The 13429-nt window shown below is 57.6% G+C and carries 14 protein-coding genes and 2 pseudogenes; 6 read left to right on the forward strand and 10 right to left on the reverse strand.

All coding sequences use genetic code 11. From position 1 onward, the window contains the following. Both AC097O_RS21055 and AC097O_RS21060 read left to right on the forward strand, forming a co-directional pair. Positions 1–189: pseudogene (locus tag AC097O_RS21055) on the forward strand (hypothetical protein); the annotation flags it as partial. After that, a pseudogene (locus tag AC097O_RS21060) lies at positions 168–764 on the forward strand (transposase); the annotation flags it as partial. The pseudogenes AC097O_RS21055 and AC097O_RS21060, both read left to right, overlap by 22 nt. A 35-nt stretch (positions 765–799) precedes the next feature. Here AC097O_RS21060 and AC097O_RS21065 read toward each other — a convergent pair. Continuing rightward, the gene (locus AC097O_RS21065; RefSeq protein WP_479594862.1) at positions 800–1087 is read right to left on the reverse strand and encodes a ComEA family DNA-binding protein; all 288 of its coding nucleotides are present in this window, start codon (positions 1085–1087) and stop codon (positions 800–802) included. A 99-nt stretch (positions 1088–1186) separates the two neighbouring features. On the opposite strand from AC097O_RS21065, the gene AC097O_RS21070 reads away from it, so the two are divergent. Beyond that, positions 1187–2194: an NAD-dependent epimerase gene (locus AC097O_RS21070; RefSeq protein ID WP_479594864.1), complete on the forward strand. Its 1008-nt coding sequence runs from the start codon at positions 1187–1189 to the stop codon at positions 2192–2194. Between the two features lie 27 nt (positions 2195–2221). Here AC097O_RS21070 and AC097O_RS21075 read toward each other — a convergent pair whose 3' ends face one another. The 7 genes from AC097O_RS21075 to AC097O_RS21105 form a co-directional block, all read right to left on the reverse strand. Then, the gene (locus tag AC097O_RS21075; protein WP_479594866.1) at positions 2222–2698 is read right to left on the reverse strand and encodes a low molecular weight protein-tyrosine-phosphatase; all 477 of its coding nucleotides are present in this window, start codon (positions 2696–2698) and stop codon (positions 2222–2224) included. A gap of 35 nt (positions 2699–2733) precedes the next feature. Continuing rightward, positions 2734–4296, reverse strand: coding sequence for an FAD-binding oxidoreductase (locus AC097O_RS21080; RefSeq protein WP_479594868.1), 1563 nt, complete (start codon positions 4294–4296; stop codon positions 2734–2736). Between the two features lie 139 nt (positions 4297–4435). Beyond that, entirely contained in the window at positions 4436–5251 is an 816-nt protein-coding gene (gene pepA / locus AC097O_RS21085) for a flocculation-associated PEP-CTERM protein PepA (protein ID WP_479594870.1), read from the reverse strand. Positions 5252–5550: 299 nt separating this feature from the next. Further along, the gene (locus tag AC097O_RS21090; protein ID WP_479594872.1) at positions 5551–5868 is read right to left on the reverse strand and encodes a hypothetical protein; all 318 of its coding nucleotides are present in this window, start codon (positions 5866–5868) and stop codon (positions 5551–5553) included. A gap of 83 nt (positions 5869–5951) precedes the next feature. Then, positions 5952–6239: a hypothetical protein gene (locus AC097O_RS21095; RefSeq protein ID WP_479594874.1), complete on the reverse strand. Its 288-nt coding sequence runs from the start codon at positions 6237–6239 to the stop codon at positions 5952–5954. Positions 6240–6453: 214 nt separating this feature from the next. After that, positions 6454–6954, reverse strand: coding sequence for a hypothetical protein (locus tag AC097O_RS21100; RefSeq protein ID WP_479594876.1), 501 nt, complete (start codon positions 6952–6954; stop codon positions 6454–6456). A gap of 11 nt (positions 6955–6965) precedes the next feature. After that, the gene (locus AC097O_RS21105; RefSeq protein WP_479594878.1) at positions 6966–8084 is read right to left on the reverse strand and encodes a JmjC domain-containing protein; all 1119 of its coding nucleotides are present in this window, start codon (positions 8082–8084) and stop codon (positions 6966–6968) included. 54 nt (positions 8085–8138) lie between these two features. Here AC097O_RS21105 and AC097O_RS21110 point away from each other — a divergent pair, with 54 nt between their 5' ends. Continuing rightward, a complete protein-coding gene (locus tag AC097O_RS21110) occupies positions 8139–8663 on the forward strand; it encodes an FKBP-type peptidyl-prolyl cis-trans isomerase (RefSeq protein ID WP_479594880.1) in 525 nt (174 codons plus the stop codon). Positions 8664–8715: 52 nt separating this feature from the next. Here AC097O_RS21110 and AC097O_RS21115 read toward each other — a convergent pair whose 3' ends face one another. Then, positions 8716–10008: a GNAT family N-acetyltransferase gene (locus AC097O_RS21115; protein ID WP_479594882.1), complete on the reverse strand. Its 1293-nt coding sequence runs from the start codon at positions 10006–10008 to the stop codon at positions 8716–8718. Positions 10009–10141: 133 nt separating this feature from the next. Here AC097O_RS21115 and AC097O_RS21120 point away from each other — a divergent pair, with 133 nt between their 5' ends. Next, a complete protein-coding gene (locus tag AC097O_RS21120; protein WP_479594884.1) occupies positions 10142–11350 on the forward strand; it encodes an MFS transporter in 1209 nt (402 codons plus the stop codon). Further along, on the forward strand, positions 11337–12431 hold the full coding sequence (locus AC097O_RS21125) for an NAD(P)/FAD-dependent oxidoreductase (RefSeq protein WP_479594886.1): 1095 nt from the start codon (positions 11337–11339) through the stop codon (positions 12429–12431). The genes AC097O_RS21120 and AC097O_RS21125 overlap by 14 nt, the downstream gene beginning before the upstream one ends. Positions 12432–12494: 63 nt before the next feature. Here the strand turns inward: AC097O_RS21125 and AC097O_RS21130 are convergent, their stop codons facing one another. Continuing rightward, complete coding sequence (locus AC097O_RS21130; RefSeq protein ID WP_479594888.1) at positions 12495–13418, reverse strand: sugar kinase; 924 nt, start codon at positions 13416–13418, stop codon at positions 12495–12497. Positions 13419–13429: the final 11 nt, after the last annotated feature.

Here is a 13429-nt window from a genome sequence, read left to right on the forward strand (position 1 = left end):
CTGCGCAAGGGCACCCCGGTGCTGGAGCGGGCCGACGATGTGTTCACCAACCACATCCATGCCGACGACCTGGCCCGCGCCTGTGTCAAGGCACTGTGGCAGGGGCGGCCACAGCGCGTGTACAACATCAACGACTTGCACAATCGCCACCGTAGGCAAGCCAAACAGTCAAGATTGGATCGGCTCTAACAGTATCGGGGGTATGGCTGACTCAGACCGCAGGTGCCAAGTTCTGGCTCCAGGTCGTCACCGAACTGCGCAACGGTAGCGTACAGGACATCTTCACTGCCTGTGTCGACGGGTTCACAGGCTTCCCCGATGCCATTGAACCCGCATTTCCCAAAGCGGCGGTGCAGCTATGCATAGTGCATATGGTGCGCAACAGCCTGAACTACGCATCCTGAAAGCGCAGGAAGGAGGTGGCGCTACGGCGCATCTATACTTCCACTACCGCTGAAGAGGCCAAACTGCGCTTGGGGGAGTTCGAGACCGAGTGGGATAGCGAATACCGACCCATCGGCCAGTCCTGTCGCCGGAACTGAGGCCAACTGGTGCCGTTCTTTGACTATCCACCGGACATCCGACGGGTGATTTATACGACCAATGCTATCGAGTCGGTCAGCATGGGAATGCGCAAGCTGACCAAGCTGTTTTACTTGACTCTGCGCAACATCGGCCAAAAATGAACCATGCCCATCCGGGAATGGAAGGCAGCCGTCACCCTATTTGCCACTCAGGTTGGGGACTGCATCTCCGCTCACTGAACTCCGACCCGTTTACACAAAGATTCGGACACCCTCTACTGCGGAAATTTCGGAGATACGGCGAAACTCTTTCCGTCAACCGTTAAGCCTTCTGAAGAAAGCTTGGCAGCCGTTTTGTCACTAATGCCAGAAACCCGCGCTATCAAATCTGCCCAGTCTTTAAATCCGCCCCGACTACGCTCCAGCAAAATTTTCCGAGACATGCTAGGGCCGACACCCCGAATTCCATCCAATGCAACTATGTCAGCTTGGTTGACATCGACCTCACTCCATGCGACATCTGCATGCAGCACTAAAACAATTAAAACCGTCATACGCCACATGGCGCGCCTCCTCTTCATGTAAGGCATCGTATCTGCGTTACCGTATGCCGAAGACCAGTTAAGATCAATAGTGTAACGAAACAAGCAAAAGGTAGGTTTATGAAGATTTTAGTGACGGGGGCTGCGGGCTTCATTGGAATGACGGCGGCGCTAAAGCTGTTGGCACGTGGCGACGAGGTGGTCGGACTGGACAACCTGAACGACTACTACGACGTAAACCTGAAACACAATCGTCTACGCCGTTTGACTTTGCACGCAAGATTCCGATTCGTGCAGTTGGACATAGGTGACCGTGCAGCGATAGCGGCTCTGTTTATGGAGGAGAAATTCGATCGAGTGATCCATCTTGCCGCGCAGGCAGGGGTGCGGTACTCTCTGCAAAATCCGCACGCTTATGTAGACAGCAATTTGATTGGTTTTGTCAACATCCTGGAAGGCAGCCGTCATAGCAAAGTACAGCATTTGGTTTATGCATCCAGCTCTAGTGTTTACGGCGGCAATACCAAGATGCCTTTTTCGGAACATGACAGCGTGGATCATCCGGTGAGCCTATACGCGGCCACCAAAAAAGCCAACGAATTAATGGCTCACACATACAGCCATCTATACAACTTACCCACTACAGGCTTGCGATTTTTCACGGTTTACGGCCCATGGGGTCGGCCCGATATGGCGTTATTCTTGTTCACAAAAGCCATAATGGATAACAATCCAATTGACATCTATAACTATGGCAACATGCAGCGCGATTTCACCTATGTGGATGACATCGTAGAGGGTGTGATTCGCGTGCTAGACCGGATTGCGGAACCTGATGCCAAGTATGATGCAGCTACAGCCGATCCCGCCACCAGTAACGCACCATACAGAGTTTTCAATATAGGTAACAATAACCCTGTGCCGTTGCTCAATTTCGTTGCCTGCATTGAAGATGCACTGGGGAAAAAAGCAGAAAAGCGTCTGCTACCGCTACAAGACGGCGACGTGCCTGCAACTTACGCCAATACCGATGCCTTACGAGATTGGGTAGGCTTTGTGCCAAGTACAAGTATCCAAACAGGTATCACCAATTTTGTTACTTGGTATCGTGATTACTACCACGTATAAAAGATGGATTGACGGCGGTATTCTTCATCAGCAGAAGGTGCGACTCAAAATTCCTTCTACGCCCGCTTCGCATAAGTCCAACACCCGTTCAAAACCTTCAAAATTGCCGTAGTACGGGTCAGGCACTTCATCGGCACTCGTTTCCCGATTTAAATCTGCACTTAAAGCAAGAAACATTTTCAACTTAGGCTGTGACTCGAGCGGGCATATACGTTGCAATTCACCATAAATCGCAAAATCCATTGCAAGAATCAAGTCGAATCGCTGGAAGTCTTTCTCTTCTATAGACCGCGAACGCATTTTTTTTACTGAATAACCCCGCCGCTCCAGTACAGCAATAGCACGCGTATCCATACGCATACTATTTCTGCTTGCATGAATCCCTGCAGATTCAAAACGAATCTGCTGCGACACGCCTCCGCGCTCAGCCCGCTGGGTACCCACAATCTGAGCCATGGGGGATCTGCAAACATTGGCCGAACACACCACAAGTATACTAATCATGAAATTTTATATTGCATTCAAAAATACATTATATATTAATCAATAATATTATATCGGCCAGGAGCTATAATATCATCAGGATCCAAATTATCTTTTAAAGAACGCACCACCTTCCAATATGAAGGATCACGAGAAACAATTTCCTCCATAACATCAGCCCGCGCCCTATAAATCTCAAGCCCCTGTTCATGAATATAATTTAATAACGCATCTGCACAATGATGGGCGTTATTTACCTCAGAAATATTAGCGCGATCAAAAAGAATATTAATAATGGCAACAAATGAAGTGGCAGTTTCAATATTGATGGTCATATAAAGTGTATGCCCATATTTTTCTGCTATCCGCGTCATGCCATCAATTAAGCGCACTACAATTTTTCCATCGGGAGGCAGCGCGGGACTGATAAACATCAAGCCACAGTTAGATTGGTCCAACTGATCGGCATTAAGGTCTGTACGGGCATATTTCCACAATAAGTTTTCTATAGCAACGTCCGTAGGGACACCTAAGGCTAGCGCATGCAAAGGTCTTATTGCTGAAATGGCTGCGGCATTTGCACGTGCAAATGGCAAAAATCGTAAATTATGCATTACGGTATATCCAAAATCGAGCAATCCGTCGGTAATAATGCTTACCCTCGCAATGTGCTTCATGCGTTGCTTAATTTCCCTCGTTGCGGCAGCAACTTGCCCCGCATTACCCGTAAGGGCACCAAGGCTCGTCCATTCGTTCGGCGCAACGATTTGGAGAGCTTTTTCAGCTTCAATTAATGCTTTTCCACCGCTAAAACCACAATACTTTTCAAGATAGTTTGTCACGCCAAACATCAGGGATGCTTGACTCCGTGCTTTATTCGCAATATGCGTTACTGACGTCATCAAACCTTCTCTTTTGAGATGCCCTAATTTATCAATAAATAAGCTCAAATTCGCACTGTCGCGTAAAGCAAACGATACCGCAACTTCTTTAGGACGACGAGGAATAAGTCGGAAGCATGCACTAGTTACGATTCCATAATTGCCTTGAAAGAAAAGACCATCAAGCATAGGGCCCAGCCCAAATGGGTGACTATGGGCCAATGGTGAGTTTTCACCTAATCGTCTAAAACCAGTTTTTATTATTTGTCCGGAGCCACATACTACTTCCAAACCAAATAAGTCATCTTTACGCGGCCCAAAATAGCCAACACCACGGTCCAATGCATTGCCTATCAGGCTTGTATTCCGTGCGGAACCAGTGACGTTAAAAGTAAGTTCTGGACATTTTTTTTGCAGAAAATCGTATAACTGACCTTGGGTGACGCCAGGCTCAATTACCGCAACTGGGTTTGAAACTGATATTTTCTCCGCATTAAGAATTCGGTTCATGCCCCCAAGATCCACCAAAGAACAACCAGGTACAACAGGCGATGCCGATCCGTATCCCCAATTTAAACCACATGATATTGGGTAAAGCGGACTTCTAGTTTGGCGCGACCTAAGCACAAGCTCTTGAACCTCTTGCGTTGAGGTTGGTTTATGAACAGACAGCACTGAATGATGGTGACCAGTAACATTCTCGCTTGCTAAACCATTGAGAGGTGTGTGTAGACTCACGTCGAGTTCCCTAAATTGAGGTGTAACACGCAGCAACAAGTTGCCTACATCAGTTTACGGCAGCAGTCGTTCAAAGTTTTAGTGCCGCATAAAAAAAGGGGCCGAAGCCCCTTTTTCGTTACGAACCTTACGGTTCAAGTTATTTCGCGTTACGACGGCGACGCGATGCAGCCAAAGCTACCAAGCCCAGACCCAAGAGTGCTACGCTGGTGGGTTCAGGTACACGGTTGAAGTCAACACCACCAGAGGCGTTGTTGATCGCAGCCATGGTGCCTGCTGCATTCACAACAAAGCCATTTGTTGTGTTGGTAAAGCTGCTGAAGGCCATGTCATAGAAAGGAACTGGGTCAATGAAGAAGGTCTTACCAGCGGCGGTCAGCGCGAAATTCATCGTGGAGTTCAACGAGGTTCCAGCCAAGGGGTTGAGCGACGATACCCCCTGGATAGACACGCCAGAACCCAGCAATACAGTGTCTGCAGAGTGAGCAACAGTGCCGCTCGCAGCATTGGTGTTATCGGCTGCCGTAAACACGCTGTTGTTAGCGATACCGTTGCTAGCTTCGCCGTACAAATTGAAGCTCAAAGCGGTAACGGTATATGTGCTGCCAGGAGCCGCATAGACACCGTCAGCCAATGCCAATGTGTAACTGAATTCAGCCCACATTGCGTAGCCGACGTTGTTAGAAAGAGCCAAACCCGAGTCGAATGCACCTACGCCTTGGAAGGAGGTGAACTGTGTGTAGCCCGTACCAGTTTGGTTAATCAGGTTGGGATTCAAGGTCACCAGCGTGGAAGCCGAACCATTGATGAAGTTGGAGGTGAAGTCAGGGGTGGCGTAGCCGAACAACGAAGTGTTGACGGTGAACGTTGGTGTTGGCGCGGCTACAGCTGGCAGGGAAAAACCAGCAACAGCAACAGCTGCGGAAAGAATAGCGGCTTTAAATGCGTATTTCATGTGAACTCCTTAATTGAACAAACAAGCGACTCGATGGGAGAGTAAAAGCAATGTGTGTGCCATCTTTGTTTTTTTATGTAAATCAAAGACTTACGACTGCAAAGAGGATTCCACCCTCTCAAAGTGTAAAAAAATCCGACTCTCCCCCCATTTACGCCCCCTCCGCCATTGAAGCATTTTTTACATTCGGTCCACACAGGTGACCATAGCGATCTCACAGGAACAGTTTGAATTCCAGGTCTGTCCGCAACAGCGAACACAGCCGGGCCGGACGAAACCTCGCCGCAACAAAACGAAACTTAAAGTTCCTTAACTTGCACATCGGTCACATCGGCCAAGTCGCGGCCAGCACCTTTGGCACGACCTCTGGGTTGTTTGGCTGCAGACTGCCAGCGACTGGCGGTCTGCGATGCCCGGGTCCAGCCTGTGCGGGGATTGACCCGCATGACCCACGGCGTCAAGGGCTGGCCGGTAAGTTTGGCCCATACCGCACGCAAGCCCCATAGCACCGCCAGCGCGAATACCACCACCAACAGACAGGCGGCAAACACCAGACCCATCGCCAGTACCACCGCGCGGACAAGAAACCGCACCATGCTCGTTACAAAATCAGCCACACGTTTCTCCATCGTCTCAGGGCACAAGCCCACAGCTTAGTCTTTGTAGTTGGTGGGGGAAACCTTGAATGCAAGGACTGCCACTATTTACCTACCAAGCGCCCATAAAAAAAGCCACCTTGCGGTGGCTTTTCAAGGCGCAAAGAAAAATTACTTTGCAACAGCAGCGGAAGCAGCGTCTTTTGCAGCTTCGACAGCGGTGCCAGCAGCAGCAGCAGCGCTGGTAGCAGCAGCAGCAGCGTCGGTTGCAGCGGAAGCAGCAGCTTCGGCAGCAGCAGCAACAGGAGCAACAGCAGCTTCAACAGCGGCAGCAGCAGGTGCTTCGACAACAGGTGCGGGTTCTTCTTTTTTGCCGCAAGCAGCCAAAACAACAGCAGCCATCAGAGCCGCGAGTACAAGCGATTTGTTCATTAGAAAATTCCTTAAAGAGATAGGGAGTAGAAACAATTTCCGGAAATTGTCAGCATAACGATAGCGTTGATGCGACCGAGAGAAAGCACTCGAGTTCTTTCAACTCAGCCTTCAATTATAAGCTTCTTCTCCCGCAATGCTCAAAAACCCTTACTCGTAAATACAACATGCAAACTAAAGGCCTAGCGTGGATGACGGGAACGCCGGGCTGCTTTTGCGCAGCCATTCACCCTGCGCCTGCTGCAGCAGGACCCGCCGCTGGGCCTCTTCGCCGCAGATGCCGCTGCTGTGCTCCAGGTCCAGGCGGCGCATGGTCCATACAGGGCTATACAAGGCGCTGGGCATGTCTTGCGGATCGGCGCTGCGGCAGGCACGGCAGTCGATCAGGTGCGACCAGGTGGTGCGCCAGGCCACAAACCGGGCATGGCGGCGCACGACGGCATCAAAGGACACGGCCAACATGGTGAACTGCCGCCCTGGCCGCGCCCAGTTTTGTAAAGAAGTGCAAACCTCCCGTTCACCCAGCGGCCAGTCTTCGAAAGTCGGGTCACTCACAACGATCTCTCGCCAGCCCTCATGCGCCGCGCAGGCCAGCGCGTCGCGCACTACCTGCTGGAAAGCGACCCGACCCAGGAAGCGGCCTGTCGGGCGTTGGGGGGCGGAAGAGTCATCCATGTGAAGACCTTTCAGTGAGAGTGCACCCAGCCATTGGCGCACCACGACAGCACCAGAGAACGCGCGTCGGCACTGGCGCGGGCCAAATCTTTGGCCCCCAGTGTGCGCGCATCGGCCAGGCGGCGCATCAGGGTGGCATCACGCCCGGCGGCACGAAAGCTCTCGCCATTGATGAAGATGTGCTGCGCGTCGTAGAACATGCGGCTGCGCGGGTCCAGCGTGACGGCACCCAGCGGCTCGGACGGCTCGTTGGCCTCGAACCAGACCTGGGCCTTGGGCTCGGTGAGCACCTCGCCCAGTGCGCATTGCAGAGCGACCGGGTCGTCCAGCAGCTCTTGCAGCGCGGTCTGCGCAAAATCTTGCAGCGCTGCCGGAATGGCCCCGGGCGTATCGGTGGCGGGCTGGTCGGGGTCGCTGTACAAGGCCTCGCCAACCGCATCCTCGGCCTCTTCGGCCATGCGCTGCATGAGTTCGCGGAGCAGCTCGGCGCGCTTGGGTGCGCGAAAACCCACCGAGTAGGTCATGCATTCGCCCACCGCCACGCCGTCGTGGGCATAGCGCGGCGGCAGGTAGAGCATGTCGCCGGGCTCCAGCACAAACTCTTGTTCGGGCACAAAGTTCGCCAATATCTTCAGCGGTACGCCATCCACCAGGCTCAGATCTTTTTGCCGCCCGATGCGCCAGCGGCGCTGGCCATGGGCTTGCAGCAAGAACACATCGTAACTGTCAAAGTGCGGGCCCACGCCGCCGCCGTCGGTGGCAAAGCTCACCATCACATCGTCCAGCCGCGCGTCGGGCACAAAACGGAACTGCTGCAACAAGTCGTGCACGGCGGCGGCATGGGTGTCCACGCCCTGCACCAGCAAAGTCCAACCGGGGGTTTTCAGCGGCGGCAGGGCGCGGCGCGGCAGGGGGCCGTTTTTCATCTTCCAGCCGGCATCGGTCTGGGTAATGAGGCGCGACTCGACCTCGTCTTGCTCGGCCAGCGCAAACAGCGCGCTACGGTCCAGCAGGGCTTGGAAGCCGGGAATAGCTTGGCGGATGAGCAAAGGCTTTTTTTGCCAGTAGTCGCGCATGAATTGCTGCGGGCTCAGTCCGCCCAGCAGGGGCAAAATTTGGGTGGTGTCCACAGATATCCTTGGGTGTGTCATGTAGGCAGGTGCCTAAACTGCGACAATTCTCCTATGGAAATTACCCAACAATGTGTGGTCGCTCTGACCTGGACGCTCAAGGACACCCTGGGCGTGGAACTGGACGTGCTCGACGAGCCGGTAGAACTTCTGGTGGGCGGCGGCGATCTGCTCAAGAAGGTGGAAGAAGAATTGCAAGGCCACCGGGTCGGCGATGTGCTGGAGCTGCAGCTGGAGCCCGAGGAGGCCTTTGGCGACTTCAACGACCAGTTGATCTTTCTGGAGGCGCGCAGCCTGTTCCCTGACGTGCTAGAGGAAGGCATGAGCTTTGACGGCAGCGCTCTGCCCGAAGGAATCAGCCCCGAGGTGCCCCGCCACGGCCTGTTCATCGTCTCTGAAATCTACCCCGAGCACGTGGTACTGGACGGCAACCACCCACTGGCCGGCATGGCGCTGCGCCTGAAGCTGGCCGTGGCCGGTGTGCGTGAAGCCACTGAAGAAGAAATTGGCCGGGGCACCACCGGCACCAGCTTCTTCAACGTGTCGTCGGCTGCGCCCGATGGCGATTACCTGCACTGATTTTCAAGTCAAATAGGCCTCCAGCGCTTACTCCATAAGCGCAAGCAGCTATTTAAAACGTAGCATGCGCGTGCGTGGTGCCCGATTCCAGCACCTGCACGCAGCGCAGCCACACGGCATCGGGCGCGGCAATTTTGAAGCCGTAGAAGCCGTCCTTGGCGCGCACCACCATGGCCTGCACGCTGGATTTCTCGCCCTCCCCCAGATGCACCGATACGCCACCCCACACCTGCGGGGGCAGCGTGCTGGCGCATTGCGCCTGGAAACCGCCGTTGGAGATTTCGATCACGTCCAGGGTGTGGATTTCGGTGCCATCGCTGCGCTCCAACCGCAGCTCGGCGGGGCATTTGAGCGAATAGCGCGGATGTGCCCGCAGCGGGTGGCTGGCGTTGGCCGCCAGGGGGATGGTGGGCAACACAGGCTGGTATTCAGGCAGGTTGTAGATGGTGTGCAGCAGGGCTTTTTTGCGCTCGTCCAGCCGCGCAAAGCCCTGGGTTTGCTGGTTGAAAAAATAGTCGAGCAACTCGGGTGTCATCACCGGGTCGTTGGTGGTGAAGTAGCGGCGGCGCGGCAGCTGGATATTGGGCAGCTCCAGCTCCATGAAATAGTTGTGCAGGTTTTTGCGCTGCCGTTTGGGGCCGTAGACGTGTTTGAACAGCTGCGGCGCGGCGTACAGGTCCAGGCTGGCCCCCACGGCGGGCGCGCCGTTGGCAAAGTCGTAGCTGTCTACCGGAGTGGCGCGCAGCCGCTGAAAAAACAGCAGCGACTCGTACATCTCGATGCGGTTGGGATTCACCGCAATCACGATGTGCCGGGTATCGAAATAGGTGGCGCAATAGGTGAACATGAACTTCATCAGCGGGAACAAAATGGCCCCACCGGTCTTGCGAAAGTCCGGGTGCACGGCCAGGGCCGACACCTCGGCGATGTTGCCGCCCACTTCGCGCACCTTGTTCAAATCAAAAATCGCCTGCAGCGGAAAGCCGAACACGCTCTCGCGGATCAGCGAGATGGTGCCAACCACCTGGCCGTCGATCTTGGCGCACAGGGTGGTGGTGGTGGGCAGCGCGTGGTAGAGCGTAACGCGCATGCCACTGGGGTCCGGCTGCATGAAACCAGCGTTCACATAGGCATCGTGCAGCAGGCCAAAGCAGGCCTCCAGTTCCTCGCGGGTTTCGGCAATTTTGAGCACCAGCTTGGCATCGGGTGCGGCATCGCAATCCACAAACGAGCGGTACACCGCGAACCGCAGTGGCCGGGGTGCGGACGCAAACAGCTTGCGAATGCCCATATGCAGGACCTTGCGCACCGACGCGCCAACCGAATGGGGGGCCGCTTTTGCCATGCCTGTGTCTCCGTAAAGGGAATACTTCGGCCCCATCCTACCCAGCCCCCGCCTGCGCCGCTACCGGGAGCGCCCTTATGATGTTTGGGCAGCCCCGCCCCGCCTTTTCTTCAACCTTCCAGTAAGCACCGACTTGAACTCCCTTTTTGAGCACCGCGCCTTCATGCGCCTGTGGATCGCCCGCGTCTTCGGTACCCTGGGCAGCCAGTTGCTGATGCTGGCCGTGGGCTGGCAGATGTACGACCTGACCGGCAGCGCCTGGGACCTGGGACTGGTGGGGCTGCTGCAGTTTTTGCCCGCACTGCTGCTGTCGCTGGTGGCCGGGCACGTGGCCGACCGGGTGCACCGCGGGCGCATCGTGGCCACCTGCATGGCGCTGCAGGCGCTGGTGGCCGTGACCCTGCTGTGGGTCACGCACGAGCAATGGGTGAGCCGCGAATGGCTGCTGGCGGTGTCGCTGGTGCTGGGCGCCGCCCGCGCCTTCCAGATGCCCGCGCAGCAGGCCCTCACGCCGCTGCTGGTGCCCCCGGCCCTGCTGCCGCAGGCCATGGCCATGAGCGCGGCGGGCATGCAGGCGGCCACCATCGGCGGCCCGGCGCTGGGCGGGGCCATCTTTCTGGCCGGGGCCAGCGCGGTGTACGGCACGGGCGTATTGCTGTTTGGCGTGAGTGTGGTGCTGCTGGCGGGCCTGCGCTACGACCACGTACCGCCCCCGCACGAACCCATGACAATGCGCAGCGTGCTGGCCGGGGTGCATTTCATCTGGGAGAAAAAAACCATTCTGGGTGCTGTGTCGCTGGACCTGTTTGCCGTGCTGCTGGGTGGGGCCACGGCCCTGCTGCCGATGTTTGCCAAAGACATTTTGCACACCGGGCCCTGGGGCCTGGGCCTGCTGCGCGCGTCTCCGGCGGTGGGTGCGCTGCTGGTGTCCATTGTGCTGGCGCGCTGGCCGCTGCAGCGCAAGGTGGGCCGCACCCTGCTGCTGGCGGTGGGGTTGTACGGCCTGTGCATGCTGGTGTTTGGCGCGTCGACCAGCCTGGCGCTGTCGATGGCGGCGCTGGGGATTTCGGGCGGTGCCGACATGGTCAGCGTGGTGATTCGGCAAAGCCTGGTGCAACTGGAAACGCCCAACGAGATGCGGGGCCGGGTCAGCGCCGTCAACTCGGTGTTCATTGGCGCATCCAACCAGTTGGGCGAGTTTGAATCCGGGGCCACCGCCGCGCTGCTGGGGCCGGTGGGCTCGGTGCTGCTGGGCGGCATCGGCACGCTGGTGGTGGCCGCGCTATGGTTGAAGCTATTTCCCGGTTTGGCACAAAAGGACAGGTTACATGGACCAGGTTGATGTTGTCGTGATTGGGGCCGGCGTAGTCGGCCTGGCCGTGGCCCGGGCGCTGGCCCTGCAGGGCCGCGAAGTGCTGGTGCTGGAAGCCGCCGATGCCATCGGCACCGGCACCAGTGCGCGCAACAGCGAAGTCATCCACGCCGGTATGTACTACGCACCCGGCTCGCTCAAAGCGCAGCTGTGCGTGCGGGGCAAGCAAATGCTGTACGCCTACTGCGCCGAGCGCGGCATTGGCCACCAGCGCTGCGGCAAGCTCATCGTGGCCACCGATGCCGAGCAACTCGCCCAGCTGGAGAGCATCCGCACCCGGGCCGCTGCCAATGGCGTGGACGACCTGGTTTTGCTGGACCGCGCCGGTGCCCGCGCACTAGAGCCGCAGCTGGAATGCACCGGCGCACTGCTGTCGCCCAGCACCGGCATCGTCGACAGCCACGCGCTGATGCTTGCGCTGCTGGGCGACCTGGAGCACGCGGGCGGCATTTTGGCACTCAATAGCCCTCTAGCGCTTATGGAATCGGCGCAAGCAGCTATTATTTTGGAAGCAGTGGATGGTACCCGGCTGCAGGCCCGCACTGTCGTCAACGCCGCCGGGCTGCAGGCCCCCGCCCTGGCCCGCCGCTGTGCCGGGCTGGACGCGCGCCATGTTCCCACGCCCTACTTTGCCAAAGGCAACTACTTCACCCTGGCCGGACGGGCACCGTTCACCCACCTCATCTACCCCGCCCCGCAAGCCGCCGGGCTGGGCGTGCACCTCACGCTGGACCTGGGTGGCCAGGCCAAGTTCGGCCCCGACGTGCAGTGGGTCGACAGCCCCGACGACCTAGTGGTAGACCCGGCGCGTGGCGATGCCTTCTATGCCGATGTGCGCAAATACTGGCCCGGCCTGCCGGACGGCGCGCTGCAGCCTGGCTACGCGGGTATCCGCCCCAAGATCCAGGCCCCGTTTGAAGCGGCCAAAGACTTCCTCATCCAGGGCCCGGCGGTGCACGGCGTGCCGGGGCTGGTAAATTTGTTCGGGATCGAATCTCCGGGGCTGACGAGTTGCTTGGCGATCGGGGACTACGTCGCGCAGATGGTGTAGATCCAGAATCCAAAGAAAAACCACTGCCTGCGCTTATGGAGTAAGCGCAGGCAGCTCTATTTTCTATAGCACCAAGTCCACCATCGCGTCCCACGGAATCAGCGCACCCCGGTGCTGGATGACGCGGGCCGCCAGGCGGTTGCCTTGGGTGGCGGCGGCTTCTATGCTGCCGCCTTGCAGGCGCACGGCCAGGTAGCCTGCGGCGAAGGAGTCGCCTGCGGCGGTGGTGTCCACCACCTTTTCGACCCGCTCGGTGGCGATCTCTTGCACGCCGCTGGCGGTGCGCACCAGGGTGGCGGCGCGGCCCCGTTTGATGGCGACCTCGGGGCATGGCAGGGCCGATGCGGCTTCCACTGCGGCTTCCAGTGTGGGTAGGCCGCGCAGGGCCTGCTCGTCGTCGGCGGTGACCAAGGCCATGCTGGCCAGGGCGTAGGCGCGGTCGAACCAGGCGTGGGCCTCGGCACGGCTGCTCCACAGGCGGGGGCGGTAGTTGTTGTCGAAGACCACGCTGGCCCCGCGTGCGCGCAGGCGGGCCATCAGGGCCAGCAGACGCTCGCGGCCCTCGGTAGGCAGGATGGCCAGGCTGATGCCGCTGAGGTACAGCGCATCAATCTGGTCTGCCGCCTGCTCCAGTGGGGTGACCGGCGCATCAAAGTACGCCTTGGCCGCGCTGTGGTCGCGCCAGTAGCTGAAGCTGCGCTCACCCTGGGCATCCACCTCGATCAGGTACAGGCCCGGCATGCGGCCCGGCAGGCGCTGCACCAGGGCGGTGTCCAGCTCTTCGGCCTGCCAGCGCGCCAGCAGGCCGCTGCTCAGGCTGTCGTCGCCCAGCGCGGTGGCATAGCCGACCTGCAGCTTGCCCGCCGAACACCGCGCCAGGTAGACCGCGGTGTTCAGCGTGTCGCCACCAAAGCCTTGCTGCATGTTGCCAAAGGCCTGGCCTTGCAGCTCCAGCATGCATTCGCCGAACAGTACGACACGCGGCATGGCTTCAAGCT

It is taken from the genome of Rhodoferax sp. LS1P39 (assembly GCF_056521425.1).

What these genes read in the sequence shown, in the direction of transcription:
- AC097O_RS21065 (WP_479594862.1), bottom strand. Translation starts at nt 1,087, where the DNA reads ATGTGGCGTATGACGGTTTTAATTGTTTTAGTGCTGCATGCAGATGTC.
- AC097O_RS21070 (WP_479594864.1), top strand. Translation starts at nt 1,187, where the DNA reads ATGAAGATTTTAGTGACGGGGGCTGCGGGCTTCATTGGAATGACGGCG.
- AC097O_RS21075 (WP_479594866.1), bottom strand. Translation starts at nt 2,698, where the DNA reads ATGATTAGTATACTTGTGGTGTGTTCGGCCAATGTTTGCAGATCCCCC.
- pepA (WP_479594870.1), bottom strand. Translation starts at nt 5,251, where the DNA reads ATGAAATACGCATTTAAAGCCGCTATTCTTTCCGCAGCTGTTGCTGTT.
- AC097O_RS21100 (WP_479594876.1), bottom strand. Translation starts at nt 6,954, where the DNA reads ATGGATGACTCTTCCGCCCCCCAACGCCCGACAGGCCGCTTCCTGGGT.
- AC097O_RS21110 (WP_479594880.1), top strand. Translation starts at nt 8,139, where the DNA reads ATGGAAATTACCCAACAATGTGTGGTCGCTCTGACCTGGACGCTCAAG.
- AC097O_RS21115 (WP_479594882.1), bottom strand. Translation starts at nt 10,008, where the DNA reads ATGGCAAAAGCGGCCCCCCATTCGGTTGGCGCGTCGGTGCGCAAGGTC.
- AC097O_RS21125 (WP_479594886.1), top strand. Translation starts at nt 11,337, where the DNA reads ATGGACCAGGTTGATGTTGTCGTGATTGGGGCCGGCGTAGTCGGCCTG.
- AC097O_RS21130 (WP_479594888.1), bottom strand. Translation starts at nt 13,418, where the DNA reads ATGCCGCGTGTCGTACTGTTCGGCGAATGCATGCTGGAGCTGCAAGGC.